This window comes from Prauserella isguenensis, from assembly GCF_014191605.1.
Taxonomy (GTDB): domain Bacteria; phylum Actinomycetota; class Actinomycetes; order Mycobacteriales; family Pseudonocardiaceae; genus Prauserella; species Prauserella isguenensis.
The window spans coordinates 206426-229998 of sequence record NZ_JACHWU010000004.1 but is presented as its reverse complement, the minus strand read 5'-3'; the positions used below and the strand labels follow the sequence as shown (position 1 = coordinate 229998).

The 23573-nt window shown below is 68.3% G+C and carries 27 protein-coding genes; 5 read left to right on the top strand and 22 right to left on the bottom strand.

Annotation, left to right across the window (positions count from 1 at the left end; all coding sequences use genetic code 11):
- Positions 1–44: 44 nt before the first annotated feature.
- Complete coding sequence (locus FHS23_RS17370) at positions 45–944, top strand: alpha/beta fold hydrolase (RefSeq protein ID WP_183656811.1); 900 nt, start codon at positions 45–47, stop codon at positions 942–944.
- Entirely contained in the window at positions 941–1678 is a 738-nt protein-coding gene (locus FHS23_RS17365) for a VC0807 family protein (protein WP_246382372.1), read from the top strand. The genes FHS23_RS17370 and FHS23_RS17365 overlap by 4 nt, the downstream gene beginning before the upstream one ends.
- Here the strand turns inward: FHS23_RS17365 and dhaM are convergent.
- From dhaM to nucS, 6 genes are all read right to left on the bottom strand, one after another.
- Positions 1644–2372, bottom strand: a complete 729-nt coding sequence (gene dhaM / locus FHS23_RS17360; protein WP_183656806.1) for a dihydroxyacetone kinase phosphoryl donor subunit DhaM — start codon at positions 2370–2372, stop codon at positions 1644–1646. The two genes, FHS23_RS17365 and dhaM, sit on opposite strands and share 35 nt — an antisense overlap.
- Positions 2369–2998 (bottom strand): dihydroxyacetone kinase subunit DhaL, encoded by a 630-nt coding sequence (gene dhaL, locus FHS23_RS17355; protein WP_183657400.1) that lies wholly within the window; start codon positions 2996–2998, stop codon positions 2369–2371. The genes dhaM and dhaL overlap by 4 nt, the downstream gene beginning before the upstream one ends.
- A complete protein-coding gene (gene dhaK / locus FHS23_RS17350; RefSeq protein ID WP_183656803.1) occupies positions 2998–3999 on the bottom strand; it encodes a dihydroxyacetone kinase subunit DhaK in 1002 nt (333 codons plus the stop codon). The genes dhaL and dhaK overlap by 1 nt, the downstream gene beginning before the upstream one ends.
- A 146-nt stretch (positions 4000–4145) precedes the next feature.
- Positions 4146–4427: a hypothetical protein gene (locus FHS23_RS17345; RefSeq protein ID WP_183656800.1), complete on the bottom strand. Its 282-nt coding sequence runs from the start codon at positions 4425–4427 to the stop codon at positions 4146–4148.
- A gap of 10 nt (positions 4428–4437) precedes the next feature.
- The gene (locus FHS23_RS17340) at positions 4438–6135 is read right to left on the bottom strand and encodes a sodium:solute symporter family protein (RefSeq protein ID WP_183656797.1); all 1698 of its coding nucleotides are present in this window, start codon (positions 6133–6135) and stop codon (positions 4438–4440) included.
- Positions 6136–6382: 247 nt separating this feature from the next.
- Positions 6383–7042, bottom strand: a complete 660-nt coding sequence (gene nucS, locus FHS23_RS17335) for an endonuclease NucS (RefSeq protein ID WP_183656794.1) — start codon at positions 7040–7042, stop codon at positions 6383–6385.
- A 35-nt stretch (positions 7043–7077) separates the two neighbouring features.
- Between nucS and FHS23_RS17330 the strand changes: the two genes are divergently transcribed.
- Entirely contained in the window at positions 7078–7617 is a 540-nt protein-coding gene (locus tag FHS23_RS17330; protein WP_183656791.1) for an NUDIX domain-containing protein, read from the top strand.
- A 9-nt stretch (positions 7618–7626) separates the two neighbouring features.
- Here the strand turns inward: FHS23_RS17330 and FHS23_RS17325 are convergent, their stop codons facing one another.
- The 5 genes from FHS23_RS17325 to ehuB form a co-directional block, all read right to left on the bottom strand.
- Positions 7627–8343 carry an enoyl-CoA hydratase-related protein gene (locus FHS23_RS17325; protein ID WP_246382408.1) on the bottom strand — a complete coding sequence of 239 codons (717 nt, stop codon included), beginning with the start codon at positions 8341–8343 and terminating at the stop codon, positions 7627–7629.
- A 241-nt stretch (positions 8344–8584) separates the two neighbouring features.
- Positions 8585–9364, bottom strand: a complete 780-nt coding sequence (ehuA, locus tag FHS23_RS17320; protein WP_183656784.1) for an ectoine/hydroxyectoine ABC transporter ATP-binding protein EhuA — start codon at positions 9362–9364, stop codon at positions 8585–8587.
- Between the two features lie 14 nt (positions 9365–9378).
- Positions 9379–10044, bottom strand: coding sequence for an ectoine/hydroxyectoine ABC transporter permease subunit EhuD (ehuD, locus tag FHS23_RS17315; RefSeq protein WP_183656781.1), 666 nt, complete (start codon positions 10042–10044; stop codon positions 9379–9381).
- 85 nt (positions 10045–10129) lie between these two features.
- Positions 10130–10813: an ectoine/hydroxyectoine ABC transporter permease subunit EhuC gene (gene ehuC / locus FHS23_RS17310; RefSeq protein WP_183656778.1), complete on the bottom strand. Its 684-nt coding sequence runs from the start codon at positions 10811–10813 to the stop codon at positions 10130–10132.
- A gap of 10 nt (positions 10814–10823) precedes the next feature.
- Positions 10824–11732, bottom strand: coding sequence for an ectoine/hydroxyectoine ABC transporter substrate-binding protein EhuB (ehuB, locus tag FHS23_RS17305; RefSeq protein WP_183656775.1), 909 nt, complete (start codon positions 11730–11732; stop codon positions 10824–10826).
- 445 nt (positions 11733–12177) lie between these two features.
- Between ehuB and FHS23_RS17300 the strand changes: the two genes are divergently transcribed.
- On the top strand, positions 12178–12801 hold the full coding sequence (locus FHS23_RS17300) for a LysE family transporter (RefSeq protein WP_183656772.1): 624 nt from the start codon (positions 12178–12180) through the stop codon (positions 12799–12801).
- 72 nt (positions 12802–12873) lie between these two features.
- Here the strand turns inward: FHS23_RS17300 and murA are convergent, their stop codons facing one another.
- Positions 12874–14151 carry a UDP-N-acetylglucosamine 1-carboxyvinyltransferase gene (gene murA, locus FHS23_RS17295; protein WP_183656769.1) on the bottom strand — a complete coding sequence of 426 codons (1278 nt, stop codon included), beginning with the start codon at positions 14149–14151 and terminating at the stop codon, positions 12874–12876.
- A 142-nt stretch (positions 14152–14293) separates the two neighbouring features.
- Here murA and FHS23_RS17290 point away from each other — a divergent pair, with 142 nt between their 5' ends.
- Entirely contained in the window at positions 14294–14866 is a 573-nt protein-coding gene (locus tag FHS23_RS17290) for a cob(I)yrinic acid a,c-diamide adenosyltransferase (RefSeq protein WP_183656766.1), read from the top strand.
- A gap of 119 nt (positions 14867–14985) precedes the next feature.
- Here the strand turns inward: FHS23_RS17290 and FHS23_RS17285 are convergent, their stop codons facing one another.
- The 10 genes from FHS23_RS17285 to FHS23_RS17240 form a co-directional block, all read right to left on the bottom strand.
- On the bottom strand, positions 14986–15420 hold the full coding sequence (locus FHS23_RS17285) for a DUF2550 family protein (protein WP_183656763.1): 435 nt from the start codon (positions 15418–15420) through the stop codon (positions 14986–14988).
- Between the two features lie 28 nt (positions 15421–15448).
- A complete protein-coding gene (locus tag FHS23_RS17280) occupies positions 15449–15814 on the bottom strand; it encodes a F0F1 ATP synthase subunit epsilon (protein ID WP_183656760.1) in 366 nt (121 codons plus the stop codon).
- Between the two features lie 135 nt (positions 15815–15949).
- The gene (atpD, locus tag FHS23_RS17275; protein WP_183656757.1) at positions 15950–17374 is read right to left on the bottom strand and encodes a F0F1 ATP synthase subunit beta; all 1425 of its coding nucleotides are present in this window, start codon (positions 17372–17374) and stop codon (positions 15950–15952) included.
- 3 nt (positions 17375–17377) lie between these two features.
- A complete protein-coding gene (locus tag FHS23_RS17270) occupies positions 17378–18316 on the bottom strand; it encodes a F0F1 ATP synthase subunit gamma (RefSeq protein WP_183656754.1) in 939 nt (312 codons plus the stop codon).
- A 12-nt stretch (positions 18317–18328) separates the two neighbouring features.
- The gene (atpA, locus tag FHS23_RS17265) at positions 18329–19969 is read right to left on the bottom strand and encodes a F0F1 ATP synthase subunit alpha (protein WP_183656752.1); all 1641 of its coding nucleotides are present in this window, start codon (positions 19967–19969) and stop codon (positions 18329–18331) included.
- A gap of 61 nt (positions 19970–20030) precedes the next feature.
- Positions 20031–20852 carry a F0F1 ATP synthase subunit delta gene (locus tag FHS23_RS17260; RefSeq protein ID WP_183656749.1) on the bottom strand — a complete coding sequence of 274 codons (822 nt, stop codon included), beginning with the start codon at positions 20850–20852 and terminating at the stop codon, positions 20031–20033.
- Positions 20853–20864: 12 nt separating this feature from the next.
- Entirely contained in the window at positions 20865–21404 is a 540-nt protein-coding gene (locus FHS23_RS17255; RefSeq protein WP_183656746.1) for a F0F1 ATP synthase subunit B, read from the bottom strand.
- 49 nt (positions 21405–21453) lie between these two features.
- Positions 21454–21690 carry an ATP F0F1 synthase subunit C gene (locus FHS23_RS17250; RefSeq protein ID WP_308216334.1) on the bottom strand — a complete coding sequence of 79 codons (237 nt, stop codon included), beginning with the start codon at positions 21688–21690 and terminating at the stop codon, positions 21454–21456.
- 130 nt (positions 21691–21820) lie between these two features.
- On the bottom strand, positions 21821–22603 hold the full coding sequence (gene atpB, locus FHS23_RS17245; RefSeq protein WP_183656742.1) for a F0F1 ATP synthase subunit A: 783 nt from the start codon (positions 22601–22603) through the stop codon (positions 21821–21823).
- A 241-nt stretch (positions 22604–22844) separates the two neighbouring features.
- A complete protein-coding gene (locus tag FHS23_RS17240; protein WP_425501135.1) occupies positions 22845–23522 on the bottom strand; it encodes a Cg1360 family ATP-synthase-associated protein in 678 nt (225 codons plus the stop codon).
- Between the last annotated feature and the right edge of the window lie 51 nt (positions 23523–23573).

Here is a 23573-nt window from a genome sequence, read left to right as displayed (position 1 = left end):
CTTTATCGTCCGATCGTATCGTCAACAACTCCGGGGAGCGGTCGATGAAGGTGGGTGGATTCGTCTCCGACGAAGCGCGGGCCGAGTTCTGCGCCGCCTACGACCGCGGCATGGCCACACTGCCCACGCCCACCGACCAGTGGGACGTACCGACCGCGTTCGGTCACGCCCGCGTCTACCGGTTCGGCGAGGGCACCACCTCGACGGCGCCGATCGTCCTGCTCCCCGGAAGGGCCGGCACGGTCGTCATGTGGGAGCCGAACCTGCGTGCGCTCGCCGCACGACATCCGGTGTACGCACTCGACCTCCTCGGCGAGCCCGGCCGCAGCGTGCAGACCGCTCCTGTCCGCAGCAGCGACGACCAGGCGGCCTGGCTCGCCGCAGTGCTGTCCGAACTGGACCTCACCGACGTACACGTCGTCGGCTACTCGTTCGGCGGGTGGCTCGCCGCCAACCTGGCGGTGCGCCGACCGGACCGACTGGCCTCCCTCACGGCCCTCGATCCGGTGCAGACGTTCGCGCGGTTCCCCCTCGGGCTCGTCGCGCGCAGCACGCTGACCGTCGTACCCGGAATCCGTGGCCGTGCCCGCACCTCGTTCCTGAGCTGGATGTCCGGGGACGCCGACGCGGCGGCACGCGGTTCGAACGATCCGGTCGTGAACGTCATCGACACGGGCATGCGGACCTACCGGATCGCCCTGCCGACTCCCACCGTGTTCACGGACAAGCAGCTGCGCGGACTTCGGCTCCCCGTACTCGCGCTCATCGCCGGCCGCAGCGTCATCCACGACGGCCGCCGTGCCGCGGACCGAGCACGCCGCCTCGTCACGGAAGCCGACGTCGAGCTGTGGCCGTCGGCCACGCACGCGATCGCCGGCGAGTACGCCGCCGCCGTCAGCAACCGCATCCTGACGTTCCTCGCCCACCGGGAGACAACATCATGACCTCCGACCCGGCCCCCGACCCGACGAACGACGAGGGCGGAACCGAACAGCCCTCCGGCCACGGGAGCCTGCTCGGGCTGTTGCTCTGGGACGTGGGCGTTCCGCTCGCCGCCTACTACGGCCTTCGCGCCGCCGGTGTGAACGAGCAAGCGGCGCTGTTGGCAGGCGCGCTGCTGGCGGCCACGCGCATGGCCTGGGTCGGCGTGCGTTACCGGTCGTTCGACGGCTTCGCCGCGCTGCTCGCCTCGGTGCTCGGCGTCGGACTGATCCTGTCCCTGGTCTCGGGCGACGCCCGTTTCCTGCTGCTCAAGGAATCGTTCGCGACCGGCGTGGCTGCACTGCTCATCATCGCCAGCTGCGCGGGACGGAACCCGTTGGTTCTCGTCGCGGTACGAGCCGGTTCCAGCAGGTCCAAACGCGACGAGATCGAGCGGCTCCGCGCCGAGATCCCGGCGTTCCGTCGGGCGTTCGTACGGATGACGGCGGTGTGGGGTGTCGCCCTGCTCGCCGAGTCCGCGCTGCGCGTACCGCTCGTGTACCTCCTGCCCCCGGATGTGATGGTCGCCGTGTCCATCGCCCTCCTGCTGGCGGTCGTCGCCGCACTGTCGGGGTGGACGGCGTGGTACGCGGAGCGCGTCCACGCCCGGCACGCACCCACAGGGGCGCGGCCGGGCGCGGCGCCGGAAGACCGACGAGTCGCTACTCGTCGAAGTTGCGCTCCGCCAGCGCGGTGACGCGTGCGACCGCGTCCTCGGCCTGTGCACCCGTGGCCGTCACGACGACCGTGTCGCCCTTGCGGGCAGTGAGGGACATCAGGGAGAACACGCTCTTGGCGTCCGCATCGGTGTCACCGAGCGAGACCCGCACGTCCGCGTCCAGGTCGGCGACGCTCCTGGCGAGCAGCGCCGCGGGCCGGGCATGCAGTCCGACCTCGTTGACGAGGGTGATCTCCGCCCTGGCCCCGGCCCCACCGGACTCCGCCTCACCACCGGACTCCGCCTCACCACCGGGCTCCACCGCACCGGCCGTGTCGGCGACCTCGGGCCTGCCTGCCGCCGCACGGGCCGCGGTCGCCACCGCGGCGCGGTCGCCACCGCCCTGTGCGGACACCGCTGCCGCGATCGCGCCCTCGACGAGCGGAGCGTCGACGATGACGGCCGCATCCGGCTCCGGCAGCGATTCCACCGCCATCTCCGCCGTCATCTGCGCGCTGCCGAGGTCGTAGAGCACGACCGCGCCCGCACCCGTGGCGGCCTCGGTCACCGCCGCGAGTACGGCCTCGAAATCGGTGCCGACACCGCCGTCCGGCAGTCCGCCCGCGGGCTTGACCGTCACGTCGGGCGCCATCTGTGCGGCCACCTCGGCGACCCCCTCGGCGAGGCGGCCGCTGTGCGATACGACCACCAGCCCGACCAGCTCCCCGCTCATCGGGCCGACTCCGCGAACGCCCGCAACAACAGCGCCGTCGACGTCGCACCGGGGTCGGCGTGGCCGACGCTGCGTTCGCCCAGGTAGGAGGCGCGCCCCTTCCGAGCGGTCAGCGGCACCGTCGAGTCGGCGCCCTCCTTCGCCGCGTCGGCCGCGGCCGCGAGCACAGCGGCCGGGTCGCCGCCGTCGGACTGCGCGCGTTCGGCCGCGTCGACGGCGGGAGCGAGCGCATCGACCATCGTGGCGTCCCCGACCTCGGCCTTGCCGCGGGCGACCACGCCGTCCAGCGCGGCACGCAGGCCCGCCGCGACCGCGGCGGCGTCCAGTTCGGACGCATCGCCCAGCTTCGTCGCCGCACGCAGGAACGCCGTGCCGTACAGCGGTCCCGCGGCGCCGCCGACCTTCGAGATCAGCGTCGTGGCGGCGACCTTCAGTACCGCACCGGGAGTCTCCGGTAGTCCTCCGTCCAACGCGGTGAGCACCGCAGCGAAGCCGCGGTCGAGGTTCTCCCCGTGGTCGGCGTCGCCGATGGCGCGGTCCAGCTCGATCAGTTCGGCCTTGTGCTCGGCGACCGTCGCACCGCCCGCGCGCAGCACCTCGGCCACCCGTTCGGCGTTGCAGCCCATCAGACCCCCCATCGCAGCGACGGCGTGTGCACCGGGGCGTCCCACAGCTCGGTCAGTTCGTCGTCCATCCGCAGCAGCGTCAGGCTGATGCCCTGCATCTCCAGGCTCGTGATGTACGGCCCGACGAGCCTGCGCGTCACGCGGATGCCGCGGTCGGCCAGCAGCCGCTCGGCGATGCCGTGGGCCAGATACGTCTCCATTGGCGGGGTGCCGCCCATGGAATTGGTGAACAGCAGCACGTCGTCGCCCTCGCCGAACGGCAGGTCCTCGACGACGGCCGCGACCATCCGCTCGACGAGCGCGTCCGCGGACTCGGCCGGGATGCGTTCGCGGCCCGGTTCGCCGTGGATGCCGATGCCGAACTCGATCTCGCCCTCGCCGAGGTCGAAGCTCGGCTCGCCGGCGTGCGGCACCGTCGGCGGCGAGAGCGCCACACCGATCGACCGCACCTGCCCGACCACGCGCCGTGCCAACGTCTCCACGGCGTCCAGCCCGTCCCCGCGAGCGGCCGCGGCACCGACGAGCTTCTCCAGCAGCACCGTGCCTCCGACGCCGCGCCTGCCCGCGGTGAACGTCGAGTCGGCGACGGCGACGTCGTCGTCGATGACCACGCTGCGCACGTCCAGGTCCTCCGCGGCGGCGAGCTCGGCCGCCGTCTCGAAGTTCAGCACGTCACCGGTGTAGTTCTTCACGACCAGGAGAGCACCGGGCTGCCCGGTCGTCGCCGAGATCGCCGCCTGCACCGCATCCGGTGTCGGCGAGGTGAACACCGGGCCGGGAACCGCCGCATCGAGCATGCCCGCACCCACGAACCCGGTGTGCAACGGCTCGTGACCGGAACCCCCGCCCGAGATCACGGCCACCTTGTCGGCGACCGGCGCGTCGGCACGCACCACGTGGTCCGGGTCGTAGGCCACCCGCACCAGGTCCGCGTGCGCGGCCGCCAGTCCTCTGAGCGATTCGGCGACCACCGCCGCCGGATCGTTGATGATCTTCTTCACGACGTCCTACTTTCCCTGTCACCTTCGACTTCGCCCCACGAACGCGGCGCGTGCTGGAGCAACGCTAACGACAGAAGCAGGCCGGGCGCCACGCGAGATCTCCCGCGGGCGACGCCCGGCCTGCTTCGTCGATTCGTTGCTCGGCCCTACTCCGCCGAGGAGGACTCGTCGTCCTCCTGTTCGTCCTCGGGTGCCGGCACCCTCAGCGGACGGAGCTTCACCCACAGCAGGAACAACGCCGTGAACGCGAGCATGCCGATGCCCGCGATCAGGTTGATGTTCATGCCGCCGGCCTTGGCCAGATCCTCATCGGAGACGAACCCGATCCCGAGGACGGTGATCACCGCTCCGTACACGCCGGTCAGCAGTGCGATGACCAGCCGGACGTCGAACGCACCGGCGGTGCGCTTGCGCGTGTCGCTGCCCATTGTCCGCCTCCTAGAAGAAGATGTTCAGGACGATCGTGAGGACCAGGACGATGCCCGCCAGCAGGCCCGGGTTGCGGTACCAGCCCGCGTCCTCGCCCACCGTCGAGCGCTTCAGCTTCTCCTTCGGTGTCAGCGAGTAGACCAGGCCCACGAGCTGTGCCTCCGGCTTCGGCTTGGTCATCATCGTGACCACGACGCTGACCACGATGTCCACCACGAACGCCGCGCCGGCACCGATGAAGGACGCACCCTGGCCGGGCAGGTCCCACACCCCGGTCTCGGCGAGCAGGAAGACACCGATCGCGGCGCCCGTACCGGTGACGAGACCCGTCCACCCGGCGGTGGGCGTCATCCGCTTCCAGAACATACCGAGGATGAACGTCGCGAACAGCGGTGCGTTGAAGAACGAGAACAGCTGCTGCAGGTAGTCCATCAGGTTGCTGTAGGTGGAGGCGATGAACGCCGTGCCGATCGCCAGGATCGTGGCGCACGCCGTGACCACCCGGCCCGCCCGCAGGTAGTACTGGTCCGGCCTGTCCTTCTTGATGTAGGCCTGCCAGATGTCGTAGGTGAAGACGGTGTTGAAGGCGCTCAGGTTCGCCGCCATACCGGCCATGAACGAGGCCAGCAGACCGGCGATCGCGATGCCGAGCATGCCGTTCGGCAGCAGGTCGCGCATCAGCAACAGCAACGCGTCGTTGAACGTCGCGCCACTGGGCGCGGCCTCCCCCGCCATCAGTGCGGCCTTGTTCTCGCCCGACAGCTCCGTGACGCTGACACCGGCGATCATGCCGGGGATGATCACGATGAACGGGACGAGCATCTTCGGGAACGCACCGATGATCGGCGTGCGCTGTGCGGCCGACATGCTCTTCGAAGCCATCGCGCGCTGCACCTCGACGAAGTTCGTCGTCCAGTAACCGAACGACAGCACGAAGCCGAGACCGAACACGAGGCCGAGGACCGACAGGAAGTTGTCGCCGAAGCCGGTGAGCTGGTTACCCGGCCAGGAGCTGAGCTGTTCCTCGCCGCCGGGGCCGTTCGCGACCTTGTCGACGAGGCCTTCCCAGCCGCCGACCTCGTGCAGACCGACCAGCGTCAGCGGCAGCAGGGCCGCGACGATGACGAAGAACTGCAGTACCTCGTTGTAGATCGCCGCCGACAGTCCGCCGAGTGCGGTGTAGGCGAGCACGATGACCGCGGCGAGGACGATCGACAGCCACAGCGGCCAGCCCAGCAGCAGGTTGACGACGCTGGCCAGCAGGAACAGGTTCGCGCCCGCGATGAGGATCTGCGCCGCCGCGAAGCTGACGCCGTTCACCAGGTGCGCGGGCTTGCCGAACCGCCGGAGCATGAACTCCGGGACACTGCGCACCTTCGACCCGTAGTAGAACGGCATCATCACGATGGCGAGGAACAGCATCGCCGGGATCGCGCCGACCCAGAAGTAATGCACGGTCGGCAGGCCGTATTGAGCACCGTTCGCCGACATGCCCATGACTTCGATCGCGCCCAGGTTGGCCGCGACGAACGCCAGGCCGGTGACCCACGCGGGCAACGACCTGCCGGAAAGGAAGAAGTCCAGACTCGACGACACCTGTTTGCGCGCCAGGTAACCGATACCCAGCACCAGGGCGAAGTAGAACGCGAGCAACACGTAGTCGATCGCGTTCGCGTCGAGCCGTAGATCCTGGGCTAGGACGGTCATCGGCCCACCTCCGGAATCAACAGTAGTCAACAGAAATGATCACAGATCAAGCTGCGCGCGAACATTACCGCACGCAGATCCTCACCTGAATCCCACATGCTGAATCACGTACCGCCTCCGCTGACCTACGGACAGTGAGCGAGAAACGGCACAGCACGGGCCCGTCGCGGGTGTGATCGTCCCGGGTGGCAGGCGCGAGTCCGTGCCGTCGGTGGCGCGCCGACCGGTCGCGCCCACGCAGCCGGCGTCAGAAGAGGCGGAACTCGTCGGGCTCGATACCGCGCAGGGCGTCGTAGTCCAGCGTGACGCAGCGGATTCCGCGGTCCTCGGCGAGCGTGCGCGCCTGAGGCCGGATCTGTTGGGCCGCGAACACACCCTGCACCGGCGCGAGGAGTGGATCACGATTCAACAACTCCAGGTACCGCGTCAGCTGTTCGACACCGTCGATCTCGCCGCGCCGCTTGATCTCCACCGCCACCGACGCCCCGGCCGCGTCGCGCGCGAGGATGTCGACCGGCCCGATCGCCGTCGGGTACTCCCGCCGCACGAGCGAGTAGCCGTCGCCGAGCGTGGTGATGTGTTCGGCCAGCAGTTCCTGCAGATGCGCCTCGACGCCGTCCTTCTGCAGGCCCGGCTCGGCACCCAGATCGTGCGAGACCTCCTCGATGATCTGCTCGATCGTGATGACCAGCTTCTCGCCGGCCTTGTTCTCGACGATCCACAGGTTGCCGTCCTCGATGAGCCAACACGGCGGGCTCATCCAGTTCAGCGGCTTGTAGGCGCGGTCGTCGGAGTGCACCGACACCGAACCGTCCGACTTGACCAACAGCAGCCGGGTGGCCATGGGCAGGTGGGCGGTGAGACGGCCGGCATAGTCGACCTGGCACCGGGCAATGACCAATCGCACCCGGCAGAGATTAGGGGACTTGCGACACTCGTTGTGTGGACCCCATCGAACGCGTGTCGAGCCGCGAGGTGTACCGGAACGACTGGATGACGCTCCGCGAGGACGAGATCGTCCGCGCGGACGGGACACCGGGCATCTACGGCGTCGTCGACAAGCCTCACTATGCCCTGGTCATCCCGTGTGACGGCGACCGGCTGCACCTCGTCGAGCAGTATCGCTACCCCCTCGGGTTGCGCCGCTGGGAATTCCCTCAAGGCACGGCGCCGGGTCGCGCCGACGTCGACCCGGCCGAGCTCGCCGCGCGGGAACTACGGGAGGAGACCGGCCTACGGGCCGGCTCGATGGTCGCCCTCGGCACCCTCGACGTCGCCGCGGGACTGGCGAGCCAGCGCGGCACCGCATACCTCGCGACCGACCTGACCGAGGGGCGGCACGAACGCGAGCCCGAGGAGCAGGACATGGCCGCGGCGTGGTTCTCGCGCACCGAGTTCGAGAAGATGGTCCGAGCCGGCGAGATCACCGACGCCCAGTCGCTCGCCGCCTACGCCCTCCTTCAACTCCACGAGCGGGGCTGAGAGGCCCGCTCAGTCCGGCCACTCCGGCGGCCGCTTCTCCAGGAACGCCGCCATGCCCTCACGGGCGCCGGGCAGCTGCGAGGCCGACGCCATGACTTCCATCGCGATCGCGTAGGCATCGTCTTCCGGCCGGTCCAGCTGGGCGTACAGGGTCTGCTTACCGAGCGCCTTCGACGCCCTGCTCCCCCGTGTCGCGCGACCCAGCAGTTCTGCGACGGCGTCGTCCAGGTCGTCGTCCGGCACCACCCGGTTGACCAGTCCCCAGTCCAGCGCGGTCGCCGCGTCGATCGGATCGCCGGTGAGCGCCATCTCCATGAGACGTTTCCTGCCGATCGACCGCGCGACCGGCACCGCGGGCGTGTGGCAGAACCAGCCGCCCTTGCCGCCCGGCAGCGCGAACCCTGCCGATTCGGCCGCCACCGCCAGATCGCACGAGGCCACGAGCTGACAGCCCGCGGCGGTCGCGAGCCCGTGCACGCGCGCGAGGACGACCTGCGGCATCGAGTGGATCGTCCGCATCAGGTCGGTGCACACGGTCAGCAGCTCGCGCACCCCGGACAGATCGCGCGCGGCGACGTCACCGAAGTCGTGACCCGCCGACAACACCGGCCCGTCTCCCGCCAGCACCACGCCCGTGGCATCCGTTTCGCCGATCTCGCGCAGTGCGGTCAGCAGTTCACGCAGATGGTCCTCGGTCAGCGAGTTGCGACGCGCCGCCCGGTTCATCGTGACCGTGACGGTGTCGCCCTCGCGCTTGACGAGGATGTGCTCGAACTCGCCGTGGCCCGAAGGCCCGACGGCTCGTGAGGAACCAGGGAAGCCCGCCGTACCGGCGCCGTTGTCGGTCATGGCGCGACGGTAGCCCGCCCCGCCCCCTGCCGTCGATGCCGCGCCGACCGGCCCGCGCCGTTGAGGCCGACCCGAGCCGTCCCGCCGGCACCGGGCCGCCGGCCGCGGTGGGCCCGAGTCAGGTCTCGTCGATGACCGACCGCAGGAAGGCCTGCGTGCGCTCGTGCTCGGGCTCGTTGAACAGCTTCTCCGGAGAGCCGTCCTCGATGATCCCGCCCTCGTTGAACATCAGCACCCGGTGCGACACGTCGCGCGCGAACTTCATCGCGTGCGTCACGCACAGCATCGTGGTGTCGGTCGTCTTCGCGATGTCACGCAGGACGTCGAGCACCTCCGCGGCGATCTCCGGGTCGAGTGCCGAGGTCACCTCGTCGAGCAGCAGCACGTCCGGGTCCACGGCCAGGGCACGCGCGATCGCCACGCGCTGCTGCTGCCCGCCCGACAGCTGCGAAGGGTGGGCATTCAGCTTGTCGCCGAGACCCACCATCTCGAGTAGTTCCTTGCCCCGCTCCCGGGCCTCGTCCTTGGACTTGCCCAGCACGTGGATCGGCGCCTCGGTGACGTTGCGCAGCACCTTCATGTTCGGGAACAGGTTGAAATGCTGGAACACCATCGTGATGCGCTGGCGAACCTTGCGGATGTGCGCCTCGGACGCGGGAAGCAGCTCGTCACCGCGCTTCTCGTGGTACAGGTAGTCGCCGTCGACGCCGATCACGCCGCGGTCAGGGCGGGTCAGCGTCATCAGCATGCGCAGGATCGTCGTCTTGCCCGAGCCGCTCGGACCGATCAGGGTGACACGCTCACCCGACTTGACCGAGAACGAGAGGTCGTCGAGCACCACGTTCTTCCCGAAGGCCTTGTGCACGCCTTCGAACGTGATGAAGTCTTCGCCAGTCACGAACTATTCCTCTCCTAGACCCGAACCTGCCCGAACCGGCGCTCGACAATGCGCGCCAGCCAGGCCATCACCAGAGCAACGACCAGGTACACCAGACCCGCCGCGGCGACGGGTTCGGAGTAGCGGAAGGTCTCCGACCCGATCGCAACCGCCGCACCGAGCATCTCCACGACCGTGATGGCCAGTAGCTGCGGCGTGTCCTTGAACATCGCGATCACGTAGTTCGCCAGTGCAGGCACCACCCGCGGGATCGCCTGCGGCAGGATGATCGCTGTCCACGTGCGACGCCGCGAGAAGTTCAGCGCGCGCGCGGCCTCCCACTGTCCCGGTGGGACACCGTCGATGCCCGACCGGTACACCTCCGAGGTGTACGTCGCGTAATGCAGGCCCAGCGCGAACGCACCCGTGGCCAACGGCGACACGCTGACGCCGATCAGCGGCAGCACGTAGAAGAAGAAGAACAACTGCACCAGCAGCGGCGTCGAGCGGATGAACTCCACGACGAACCCGACGGGCATGCTCACCCACCGGCTGCCGCTGCGGCGCAGCAGTGCGAACGCCAGTCCGAGGATCAGGGCGATGACGTAGCCGATGAGGGTGGCCTGCAACGCGACGACGAGTCCGTCGAGCATCGCGGGCATCGCGTCCCAGACGCCGCCCCAGTCGAACACCTCGTTCACGCGGCCACCTCCTGCCGTGTCCTGCGGGACACCCGCACCCGGTCGGCCTTGGCGAACGAGGCTCCGCAGGCTTCGCGATGGTCGTTCACACGGCCTCCTTCCTGGCGAACAGCCCCGTCGGCACCTGGCGGCCCAGTCGCCGCGCCGCCAGACGCTCGAGCAGTCGCATGATCGTCGTCAGCACCAGCGCGATCAGCCCGTAGCCGACGAGCAGGCCGAGGAACACCAGCGTCGTCTCGCCCGTCGAGGCGCGCACCAACTGTGCGGCGAACGTCAGGTCGGAGATGTAGACCAGTGACACCAGCGATGTCGCTTTGAGCAGCTCGATCAGGTTGTTGGAGAACGGCGGGATCATCGCGACCACCGCCTGCGGCAGCACGACCTTCCGGAGGCGCTGCATCGGTGTGAAGTTCAACGCGACGGCCGCCTCCAACTGGCCCGGCGGCACCGACTTCACCGCGCCGCGCACAACCTCCGCCGCGTAGGCGCCGATGTTCAGCGCCAGCGCGAGGATGCCCGCGAACAACGTGTTCAGCTGATACCCGAACTGGGGCAGGATGAAGATCAGCGCGAACAACAGCACCAACGACGGGAAGCCGCGGAAGATCTCCGTGTACACCATCGCGGCCCCACGCACGACCTTGCGGTTGCTGGAGCGGCCCAATCCCGCGATGAACGCGAACACCAGGCCCAGCAACGCACCGAACACGGTGAGCATCAGCGTGACGCCCAGGCCCTCCCAGATATAGGCCATCAGGCCGGCAGACATGAATGGCCTCCTACGCGGTTCCGGCGCACAGATCGGCTGCCGTCAGATTCGTCATTTCCGCCTTCGCGAAGCCGAACGGCTCGGTCAGTTTCAGGATTTCGCCCGCCTGCTTCATCTTCGCGAGCTCCCGGTTGAACGCATCGACGATCGCCGTCTCACCCTTGCGGAAACCGAATCCCCCCGCACCGAACTTCTCCTCGCCGTGGACCGTCGGGATGAACGACTCCCCGATCTCCAACGGCATTCCTTTCCGCTGCTGCAACGCGGCATTCAGCGACAGGCGCGTCAGCATCAAGCAGTCCGAACGACCCGCTGCGACGCCGTCGATACCGGACGACTGGTCCGGGTAGACGACGATGCCGGGCAGGCCGAGATCCTCGGCGTAGCCCTCCTCCACCGAACCGGTCAGCACGCCGATGCGCGCCCCGGACTCCTCGATGCTCTGCAGGTCCGAGAGATTCTTCGGATTGCCCTGGGGCAGCAACAACGCGGCGGGCGCGTTGTAGTCGGGGTTGGTGAACTCGATCTCGGCGCAGCGGTCGGGCGTGATGTACATCCCTGCGGCGATGACGTCGAACAAACCCGCCTTGAGCCCCGGGATCAGCGAGCTGAAGTCCGCGAGCTTCGGCTCGAACGAGTCGACGCCCAGCCTGCGGAAGATCTCCTTGCCGACCGCGGGCGCCTCACCGGTGAGTTCGCCGCCCTGGTTGATGTAGCCGAAGGGCCGCTCGTTCGCGAAACCCATCCGCACCGTGCCGGAACTGCGGAGACGTTCGAGCAGATCGCCGCCTCCGCCGTCGGCCGACACGTTCACCGACGTGCAGCCCGCGGTCAGCGCACCACCGCCCACCGCGACACCGAGAGTGAGTCCGGAGGCTCCGCGCAGGAAACCCCGCCTGCTCAGCCTGGAGTTGTTCACGTGCTCGTCAGCTCCCGTCTGGACATCGGCGACACACGGAGACGGGTTTCCCGTATCGCCGCGGCCACCGCCGTCGCGATTGGCGGCTCACCCTATGCAGGTCACCCGATTGTGCGCAATCAACTCCGCAATTTTCGTCACGCCGAGTGACGTCGACACGGTCGGAATGGCATGCGTGACGTGGGAAAACAACAGTCCGGACACATGGATAGAATCCATGAGTCGTCGGCGTGTTCCCACCCATACTCAGTACTGTGGCACGAGCGTTTAAGAAATGCGCGTGCCACGCCGGGCCGCCCTGCCCACCACCGGGCGGAAACGCCGCCGCGAATGCATTCCCGGCCGCGCCCGGCGGCGGGGTTCACCCCGCGGCCGCGTGATGTTCGCGCCCACGCGCTCACCTGCACGGCGGGCTCCGGCGCGTCATGCCCTACCGTGGAACCTCGTGACGTGGAGTGCCTACAGCAGCTACCTGGTTCTGACGATCCTGGTCGTGATCGCGCCCGGCCCCGACACGGTCGTGACGCTCAAGAACGCGTTCGCGGGCGGCCTGCGGGGCGGCATGACGGCCACCTTCGGCATCGCCGTCGGCAACCTCGTGCAGGGCACGCTCGTCGCGCTCGGTCTGGGCACGCTCATCGTCCAGTCGCAGCCGGTGTTCACGACGATTCGGTGGGCCGGCGTCGCCTACCTCTGCTACCTGGGCATCCAGGCCCTGCGGTCGGCCTGGCGGGGCGACTACGCGGCGATGGACGCGCAGGGCGCCGACGTCAGCGCTTTCCGCCGGTGGCGCGAGGGCTTCATCTCCAATGTCACGAACCCCAAGGTGCTGGCGCTGTACCTGTCGGTGCTGCCGCAGTTCCTCGACCCCGTGACGAGCACGCCGCTGCACGCACTCCTGCTCGCCTACACCGTGGCCGTCCTCGGTGCGCTGTGGCTGGCGCTGCTCCTGATGTTCGTGCACCGCGTCCGTGCGTGGCTGCAGCGACGCCGCGTGCGCCGGGGGCTGGACGTCGCGACCGGCGGCACGCTCATCGGCTTCGGCGTGTCGCTCGCGGCGGGCGGCTGAGCCCGGACACGCGCCGACTCCCGCCGTCCGCGGAGCCGCCGGCCGCGGCTCCCGCAGCGGGGTGGCGGACCGTCAGTCGGATTCCGGGCCGGGAGTGCCGACCCGGTCGATACGCGCGCCGAGGCGGTTGAGGTTCTCCACGAAGTGCGGGTAGCCGCGGTCGATGTGGAACACGTCCCACACTTCGGTGACGCCGTCGGCGCACAGACCCGCGAGTACGAGTCCCGCGCCCGCACGGATGTCGGAAGCCCACACCGGCGCGCTCGACAGGGCCCCCACGCCACGGACGACGGCGTGATGCCCGTCCGTGCGCGCGTCCGCGCCGAGCCGCACCATCTCCTCGATGAACCGGAACCGCGCCTCGTAGACGTTCTCGGTGATCATCGACGTGCCGTTGGACACCGACGACAGGGCGACGGCGAACGGCTGCAGATCGGTCGCGAAACCGGGGTACGGGAGGGTGACGAAGTCGACCGACTCCGGACGCTCGGGCTGCCGGACGCGGAAGCCCTTGCCGTCGTAGGTCGTCACCTCGGCGCCCGCCAGGCGCAGCTTCTCCAGGACCAGTTCGAGATGGTGCGGGTCGACCCCCGTCACGGTGACGTCGCCGCGGGTCATGGCTGCGGCGAACGCCCAGGTGGCACCGACGATCCGGTCACCGATGACCCGGTGTTCGGTCGGCTTGAGCTCGGCCACGCCCTCGACGGTGAGCGTCGACGTGCCCGCGCCCGAGATCTTCGCGCCCATCTCCCCCAGCATCGCCGCGATGTCGGCGATCTCCGGTTCCCGCGCGGCGTTGTCGATCACCGTGGTGCCCTCGGCGAGGACGGCGGCCATGAGGATGTTCTCGGTGGCGCCGACGCTCGGGAAGTCGAGCCAGATCTGTGCGCCGTGCAGCCCGTCGGCCTCGGCGACGACACAACCGTGCTCGATGGCGCTCGTCGCGCCGAGCTTGCGCAGCCCGTTCTGGTGCATGTCCAGCGGCCGCGAACCGATCGCGTCCCCACCCGGCAGCGCCACGACCGCCTTCTTGAGCTTGCCGACCAGCGGGCCCAACACACACACCGACGCGCGCAGCTTGCTCATGGCGCTCGACGACGCCTCGTGCGACAGCTCCGCCGGCGTGGTGATACGCACCACATCGTCGTCGATCTCGACGTGGCAGCCGACGCTCCGCAACACGTCGGCCATCAACGGGACGTCGAGGATCCGGGGGCAGTTCGTGATCGTCGTGGTGCCCTCGGCGAGCAGCGCCGCCGCCATCAGCTTCAGCACGCTGTTCTTGGCTCCGACGACCTCGACCTCGCCGGTCAGGCGCGCCCCGCCATGTACGTCGAAGTGCTCGCTCATGCGGACATCTTGCCCGCCCGATCCGCGCACTCTACGCAGGGGCATGCTTACGGCAAGGGTGGTCACAATTCGACCACGACCGAAACGCACGATCTCCGTCCGACGATGTCCGCGCCATCGGTACCTGACGTAGCCTCGTCACATGTCTGTCCGGATCAACCGCGTGTACACCAAGGTGGGCGACAGCGGCACCACCGCTCTCGGCGACGGGTCCCGGGTCGCCAAGACCGACCCCCGGCTCGGCGCCTACGCCGACGTCGACGAGACCAACTCCGTCATCGGGGTCGCGATCGCCCTCGGCGGTCTGTCCGACGAGATCGCCGACGTACTCCGCGGCGTGCAGAACGACTTGTTCGACGTCGGCGCGGACCTGTGTTCACCCGTCGTACCCGACCCCGAGTATCCGCCGTTGCGCGTCACCGAGCCCTACATCGAGCGGCTCGAAGATTGGTGCGACGAGTTCAACGAGCGACTCGGCAAGCTGACGTCGTTCATCCTGCCCGGCGGCACGGCAGGCGCGGCCCTGCTGCACCAGGCACGCACCGTCTCCCGGCGTGCGGAGCGGTCGGCGTGGGAGCTCGCGGAGGCGGACCCCGACCGCACCAACACCCTCGCCGTGAAGTACCTGAACCGCCTGTCGGACCTGCTGTTCATCCTCGCCCGGTTGGCCAACCCGGACGGCGACGTCCTGTGGCAACCCGGCGGCGGCCGCTGAGCAGGACCGGAAACACGTCGAAGCCCCTGCCGTCGGCAGGGGCTTCGATATCACGATGGCGCGCGGCTTCGGAGTCGACACTCGCTGTCGAAGTGAAGAACACGCGAGGGTGGGGCTGCTCAGGAGGCGCGGCGCATGCGCCGGCCCGGCGGTGCCGATTCGAGCCAGGACAGGAAGCCGGTGAGCGCATCCGGGCCCATCGCGACCTCGATGGGTTCACCGCGTGCCGGCTGACAGCGCAGCACGGTCGAACCGGACGGCACGGCGTACGACTCGGTGCCGATGGGTTCACGGCGATCCGCGATCTCGAGACCGTCCCGGCCGAGCACGCGATCCGGCCCGGAACGCAGGCTCCACACGCGATACCAGAGGAACTGCTCACCGTGGTAGCGGGCGATCCCCAGGTGCCAACCGGAACGTTCGCGATCCGGATCCCAGCGCAGCGCCACGCTCACGCCGCCGCGACGGCGCATCGCGAACCAGCGGAGGCCGTACCAGCTCGCGAAGACGAGCAGCACCAGCAGGAGGGCGAAGACCACGATCGCTGCGTCCACGGCCACCCGCCTCTGCTGGTCTCGCCTGTCAGACCGTCTGGCCGGCCGCGCGGAGTTTCGCCGTCGCTCTCTCGCGCTCGACCTCGTCGGCATCGGTGAGCGCGGCACGCGCGGCGGCGACGTCGACTTCCTCGCCCAGCTCGGCGGATTCGGCCAGCACGCTGACGCGCTCGGCGGTCACCGAAAGGAACCCGCCGTGTACCGCGGCCGTGACGGTGTCACCGGCCGTCGTCGTCACCTTGACCACGCCGCCCTCGACCAGCTGGCCGAGCATCGGCTCGTGGCTCGGCATGATGCCGATCTCGCCTTCGGTGGTCTGCGCGACGACGAACGAGGCCTGGCCGGACCACAGCCGCCGTTCGACGGCGACCAACTCGACGGACATCTCAGCCACGTGGGGTCTCCTTCTCCATCAGCGCTGGCGCCAGTGTAACCGCCACGCTGTCCTTGGCAGGGGGTGAGTACGGCAGTGACGGGACCGGGAGGCCCGGTCCCGTCACTGCCGTGTGTGTCACTCGAGTTCAGCCGGTCACTTGCCGGTGAGCTCGTGGTACTTCTTCTCGAGGTCCTCGAGGCCACCGATACCCAGGAACGCCTGCTCCGGGTAGTGGTCGAACTCGCCCTGCGCGATCTTGTCGAACGCCTCGACGGTCTCGGTCACAGGCACGGTCGAACCGGGCTGACCCGTGAAGACCTCGGCCACAAGCATGTTCTGCGAGAGGAAACGCTCGATGCGGCGGGCCCGCTGCACCGTGAGCTTGTCCTCTTCGGACAGCTCGTCCATACCGAGGATCGCGATGATGTCCTGCAGCTCCTTGTACTTCTGCAGGATCCGGATGACCTCGGAGGCCACGCGGTAGTGCTCCTCACCGACGATCGCCGGGTCGAGGATCGTGGAGCTCGACGCCAGCGGATCGACCGCCGGGAAGATGCCCTTCTGGAACACACCACGCGACAGCTCGGTGGTGGCGTCGAGGTGGGCGAACGTGGCCGCCGGAGCCGGGTCGGTGTAGTCGTCCGCCGGCACGTAGACCGCCTGCATCGAGGTGATCGAACGGCCCTTGGTCGAGGTGATCCGCTCCTGCAGCACACCCATCTCGTCGGCCAGCGTCGGCTGGTAACCCACGGCCGAGGGCATCCGGCCCAGCAGCGTCGAGACCTCCTGGCCCGCCTGCGTGAACCGGAAGATGTTGTCGATGAACAGCAGCACGTCCTGGTTCTGGACGTCGCGGAAGTACTCGGCCATCGTCAGCGCGGACAAAGCGACCCGCATACGGGTGCCCGGCGGCTCGTCCATCTGACCGAACACGAGGGCCGTGTTGTCGATGGTGCCGTCCTCGCTCAGCTCGAGGAACATGTCGGTGCCTTCACGCGTGCGCTCGCCGACACCGGCGAACACCGAGCTACCACCGAAGTTCTTGGCGATACGGGTGATCATCTCCTTGATCAGCACCGTCTTGCCGACGCCGGCGCCGCCGAACAGGCCGATCTTGCCACCCTGCACGTACGGGGTGAGCAGGTCGATGACCTTCAGACCCGTCTGCAGCACCTGCGTGCGACCTTCGAGCTGGTCGAACGCCGGCGGGTTGCGGTGGATGCTCCAGCGCTCCATGTCGGAGCCGTAGCCCGGCTCGTCGAGGCACTCGCCGAGCGCGTTGTAGACGTGGCCCTTGACCTTGTCGCCGACCGGCACGGAGATCGCCGCACCGGTGTCGGTGACCTCGGCTCCACGGACGAGGCCGTCCTGCGGGGCCAGCGAGATCGCACGGACCAGGTTGTCGCCGAGGTGCTGTGCGACCTCGAGCGTCACCGTCTTGCTGAGGGCGGCGAACTCGATGTCGACCTTGAGCGCGTTGTTGAGCTCGGGGATGTGGCCGCGCGGGAATTCCACGTCGACGACCGGACCGGTCACCGAGACGATGCGCCCCTTGACGGCAGCTTCAGTGCTAGTCATAGCTCAGTCATCACTTCCTACTGCGGCGAGCGCATCCACTCCGCCGACGATTTCGCTGATCTCCTGGGTGATCTGGGCCTGGCGGGCCTGGTTCGCCTGCCGGGTGTAGGTCTCCACCAGCTCACTCGCGTTGTCCGACGCCGCCTTCATCGCGTTCCGCTGGGCGGCCAGCTCGGAGGCCGCCGATTCCAGCAACGCCGCGAAGATCCGCGTGTTGATGTACTTCGGCAGCAGGGCGCCGAGCAACGTCTCCGCGTTCGGCTCGAAGTCGTACGCCGGTGCGACCCCACCACCGGTCTCGGCAGCGCTGTCCTCACCGTCGGCGTACTCGACCTCCAGCGGGGCCATCCGCTTGGCGACCGGTGTCTGCGTCAGCATCGACCGGAACTCGGTGTAGACGATGTGGAGTTCGTCGACCCCGAGCACCCCGTCGGGGGTCGTGTCCTCGCCACCGGCGAGGAACGCCTCGATGAGGCTCTCTCCGACCTCGGCCGCGTTCTCGTAGCTCGGCTGCTGGGAGAACCCGGTCCAGCTGCCGGACAATTCCCGGCCGCGGAACGAGTAGTAGTTCATGCCCTTGCCGCCGATGACATAGAGCTGCGGATCCTTGCCCTGCTCACGCAGGAGCGACAGGAGCTCCTCGGTGGCCCGCAGAACGTTGGCGTTGTAGCCACCGCACAGCCCTTTGTCACTGGTCACGACGAGTACCGCGACCCGACGAACCTGCTCGCGCTCGACCAGGAGCGGGTGATCGAGGTTCGACGAGGCCGTCGCCATCGCGGAGAGCACCTCGGTGATTTCCGACGCGTACGGACGCGCGGCCTCGACCCTCGCCTGCGCCTTGCTGATGCGCGAAGTGGCGATGAGCTCCATCGCCTTGGTGATCTTGCCGATGTTCTTGGTTGACCGGATCTTCGACCGGAGCTCACGAAGCTGTGCCATGGCTACCGCCCACTACTTCTTCGGAGCCGGACGGTTCACCTTCACGGATTCCTGTCCGACCTTCTCGGCGTCCATCGCGTCGGCCTCGGCCTCATCGAGCTGCTTGCCCTCCGAGGTCGTGAAGCCCTTCTTGAACTCCGTGGCCGCGGCGGCGACCTTCTCGGCCAGCTCGTCGCTCCACTTGCCCGTGTCACGGATCTCCGCCAGGACGTCCGCGTGCTTGTGACGCATGTTCTCGAGCAGCTCGGTGTTGAACCGCGCGGTGTCCTCGACCGGGATGTCGTCGAAGTGCCCGTTCGTGCCGAGGTACACGGTGACGACCTGCTGCTCGACCGGCACCGGCGAGTACTGCGGCTGCTTGAGCAGCTCGTACAGGCGGACACCACGGTCCAGCTGGGCCTTCGACGCCGCGTCGAGGTCCGAGGCGAACGCGGAGAACGCCTTCAGCTCCTCGTACTGCGACAGGTCGATACGCAGCGTACCGGCGACCTTCTTCATGGCCTTGGTCTGCGCGTCACCACCGACTCGCGACACCGAGGTCGTCGTGTCGACGGCGGGGCGCTGGCCCGAGTTGAACTTGTCCGACTGGAAGAAGCACTGCCCGTCGGTGATCGAGATGACGTTCGTCGGGATGTAGGCCGAGATGTCGTTGGCCTTCGTCTCGATGACCGGCAGCCCCGTCAGCGAACCGCCACCCAGCTCGTCCGAGAGCTTGGCGCAGCGCTCGAGCAGGCGCGAGTGCAAGTAGAAGACGTCACCGGGGAACGCCTCGCGGCCCGGCGGACGACGCAGCAGCAGCGAGATCGCTCGGTAGGCCTCGGCCTGCTTGGTCAGGTCGTCGAAGACGATCAGGACGTGCTTGCCCTGGTACATCCAGTGCTGGCCGAGCGCGGAACCGGAGTACGGCGCCAGCCACTTGAAGCCGGCCGGGTCGGACGCCGGGGCGGCGACGATGGTCGTGTACTCCAGGGCGCCCGCGTCCTCGAGGGACTTGCGCACCGCGGCGACCGTCGAGCCCTTCTGGCCGATGGCGACGTAGATGCAGCGGACCTGCTGGTTCGGGTCGCCGCTCTCCCAGTTGGCCTTCTGGTTGATGATCGTGTCGATGCAGACCGCGGTCTTACCGGTCTTGCGGTCGCCGATGATCAGCTGACGCTGGCCACGGCCGATCGGCGTCATCGCGTCGATGGCGGTGATACCGGTCGCCAGCGGCTCGTCGACCGGCTGGCGCTCGACCACCGAGGCGGCCTGCAGTTCCAGCGCGCGACGCTCGTCCGACTCGATGTCACCGAGGCCGTCGATCGGAGTGCCGAGCGGGTCGATGACGCGACCGAGGAAGTTCTCACCGACCGGCACCGACAGGATCCGCCCGGTGCGCTTGACCTCCTGGCCCTCCTCGACCTTCTCGAAGTCGCCGAGGAGCACGACGCCGATCTCACGCGGCTCCAGGTTCTGCGCAACGCCGTAGACGCCACCGGGGAACTCCAGCAGCTCGTTGGCCATGGTCGACGGCAGGCCCTCGACGTGGGCGACACCGTCACCGGTGTCGACGACGACGCCGACCTCTTCCCGGTTTACCTCCGGGGAGTAACTCGAGACGTAGTTCTCGATCGCACTGCGGATCTCATCCGAGGAGATCGTCAGCTCCGTCATGTCGTTCCCGCTCTCACTTCGTGTCTTGCCACTGTGCAAAGTTTGTGTTGCGTGCGCGCCGTCAGCTCGCGAGCTGCCTGCGCAACGCCTCGATCCGACCCGCGACGCTTCCGTCGATGACCTCGTCACCGACCCGGATGACGAGCCCGGCACCCACCTTGTCGTCGACCTGGACGTGCAGGGCCAGGCTGCGCCGGTAGATCTGCTCGAGGCGCGCGGCCAGCTGGTCCCGCTGACCGCCGGTCAGCTCGGTCGCACTCTTGACGTACGCGACCGACTTCGAGCGGTACGCCGCGGCCTGCTCGACCAGCGTGTCGATACCGGCTGCGACACCTCGTCCACGCGGACGGGCCACGACCTGTTCGACGAGCACGAGCGTGACCGCGTCGACCTTCTCGCCGACCAGACCGCGCAACAGCGACCGTCGTCCGGAGGCGGAACGGACCTGGTCGCCCAGGGCCCGCTCGAGTTCCGGCTCTGCCTCGACGATACGGGCGAGATGGAACAGTTCCCCCTCGACCGTGTCGAGCTTCCCGGCCTTGTCGGCGCTGACCAGCAGCGCCTTGCGGGCGACGGTCTCCAGGCCGTCCAGCAGCTCACGCGGGCTGGACCAGCGGCTGCCCACCACGGTGTCGAGCACGCCGAGGGCGGGTTCGGACACCTTGCCTTGCAGCAACGACCTGACGAGCCGCTTGCGGGCCTCGGGATCGGACGAGCCGTCGCCGACGGCCCGCCGCAACCCCACCTCCCTGGTGAGCAGTTCCACCACGGAGAGCAGCTCTTCCCCGACGGCGGACGGATTCGTGCCCGCATCGCCGAGCACCTCGTCGAGACGGGTCTCGGCGAAGCCAAGAGCGTCCCGGCTCGCAGCATGCAGCGTCATGTGCGCCTACTCCTAGTTCCTGGCTCCGGCACCGTCGGCACCGGCGTCGAGTTCGGCGAGGAACCGGTCGACAGTGCCGCGCCTGCGGGCCTCGTCTTCCAGCGACTCACCGACGATCCGGCTGGCCAACGCCACCGAGTTCCGGCCGAGGTCGGCTCGCAGCTCAGCGACGAGCTGTGCACGCTGCTGCTGCAGCTGCGCCTCGCCTTGGGCGACGATCCGGCTCGCCTCCTGCTCGGCCTCGGCACGCAGTTCCGCCTTGATCGTCTCGGCTTCGAGCCGTGCGTCGTCGCGGATCTTGGCGGCCTCGGTCCGTGCTTCGGCCAGCTGCGCCTTGTACTGCTCCAGCGCCTGCTCTGCCTCGGCCTGAGCCTTCTCCGCCTTCTCGATGCCGCCTTCGATCTTCGCGGTCCGCTCCTCGTACAGCTTCTCGAAGCGCGGCACCACGAACTTGCGCAGTACCCACAGCAGAAGCAGGAACGCGATCAGACCGATGATGATCTCGGCAACGTGCGGCATCACCGGGTTGTACTCTTCAGCCGCCAGAATCATCGTCGTCTCCACTTCGTCCTGTCATTACCGGCGTCGGCGGTCGCCGACGTCAGGCGAGGAAGAAGAGAACGAAGCCCAGCAGCGCCAGAACCTCGACCAGGGCGAAGGTGGTGAAGCCGATGTTCATCAGCTTGCCCTGGGCCTCCGGCTGGCGGGCGGTGCCGCTGATGACGGAGGAGAAGATCATGCCGACGCCGATACCACCACCGATGGCACCGAGGCCGTAGCCGACGACGGCGAGGCCCGAGTTGATGCTGGTCTCTGCGGCCTGCTGGGCGAGAACAATGGAGCTCACGTGTTTTCCCTTTCCAACTTCGTCCGTATTCGGTAACGGATGTCTTGTCTGTGGGTTCGGACGGACGTTCTCGTCGCTCGCGCGTGAGCCGTCCGGGATCTGAGGGTCGGTGCGGTGGTTCCTAGTGCTCTTCGGCCATTGCCGCGCCGATGTAGTTGGCGGACAGCAGCGCGAAGATGAAGGCCTGGATCGACATGATCAGGACCTCGATGAACGTCATCGCGAGCGCTCCCCCGAACGAGAAGAGGGAGAAGATCTTCGTGATGCCGTCACCGTGGAGCAGCAGGAACTCCGCTGAGATGCCGAACAGCATGATCAGCAGGTGACCCGCGAACATCGCCGCGAAAACTCGGATCGCGAGCGTCAGCGGGTTCATGATGAACTTCGTGAAGAACTCGATCGGTGTCAGCAGGAGGTACACCGGCTTCGGCGCGCCCGGCGGAACCAGCTGGTGCTTCAGGTAGCCACCGAGGCCGTGCCGGCGGATGCCCGCGTAGTGGTACACGGGGTAGACCACCAGCACGGAGAGTGCGAGCGGGAAGCCGATGTGCGACATCGTCGGGAACTGCAGGATCGGAATGATCCCGAACAGGTTGTTCACGAGGACGAAGCTGAACAGAGCCAGAATCAGCGGTAAAAAGCGCAGGAAGTCCCTGGAACCGATCTGCTCCCGGGCGATGTTGTTACGCCCGAAGTCGTAGAACGACTCGACCAGGAACTGTCCCTTGCCAGGCACGACGCTCAGCTTCCTGCTGGAGAGCAGGAAGAACCCGATGATCAGGACGACCGACAGCACAACAAGCAGCATGGGTTTGGTGACCCAGCCGAAAATGGGAGGCAGATTAAACGCCTCGGCCGTCGGCGGCGTGAATTCGTCACCCGCGGCTAGTACCAGCGCGCCCAACTGGGCTCCTTCCGGTTCTCCCGGCCGGCGTTCACTCCGCCGGGGGAATCGATGCAACCTGGGCATAACGTACCGGACGCAGATCCGGTGCTATGCGGGGCGTCCCTTCGTGTGCAGCAAGGGCTACCTTGCCCGGGACGTTATCAGTCCCGTAACAGCCGCAGCCGTACGGGCATACTTCTTCGCTTCACAATGCCGCCGACCTGGAACTACGCAACGTCGTAGGGATTTGTGAAACGATTCAGTCCCGTTTCCCGGACCAGGTGTGTGCTGGGGCGCCCTCAACGGCCGTCGTGCCGGAAATGTCAGCAGCGTCACGTTCGGCGCGGGTGTCGCCCACCGCCTCGGCGTCGCCATCGTCGGCCCCGTGACCGGCGGATACGGCCGCGCCGGCCTCCGGCTCGGGCGACTCGGTGCCCGCGGGGCCGGCGTCGGCGGGATGGGCCGCCGACGGCGGAATGACCAGCGTCGGCGTCTTCGTCCGCTGGAAGGCGATGACCTCCCCCGCCGCCCACGCGACGACCACCACGAGCATGCCGAAGGCCAGCGCCGGTCTGCTGAACCCGTCGACGTCACGTAGGAGCACCATGACGACGAGCAGCGCCGTCATCTTCAGCGCGTATCCGCCCAGTGCGAAGCCCATCAGCGAGTTGGGACCGCGCGACGCGGCCAGCCGCATCATCGTGATCGTCACCAGCGCCGAACCCTGGCCCAGCACGACGCCGAAACCGCCGCCGACCAGCCCTTCGGTGCCCGCGGTCAGCACCGCGACACCGAGCGTGAGCAGGCTCAGCGGGAGGGAGATCCGCAGGCCCCAGGCGAGCATCGCGTCGGCCAGCCGGTGCACCGACCGCGCGTGCTCGGCGCGGACCGCGGCGTCGGCGTCGGCCGGGGGCTCGGACTCGGTCTCGGCATTCATCGGACGGCCTTCGGATCGTGGGCGGAGGGCGGGCGCGAGACGCCGTGGAGG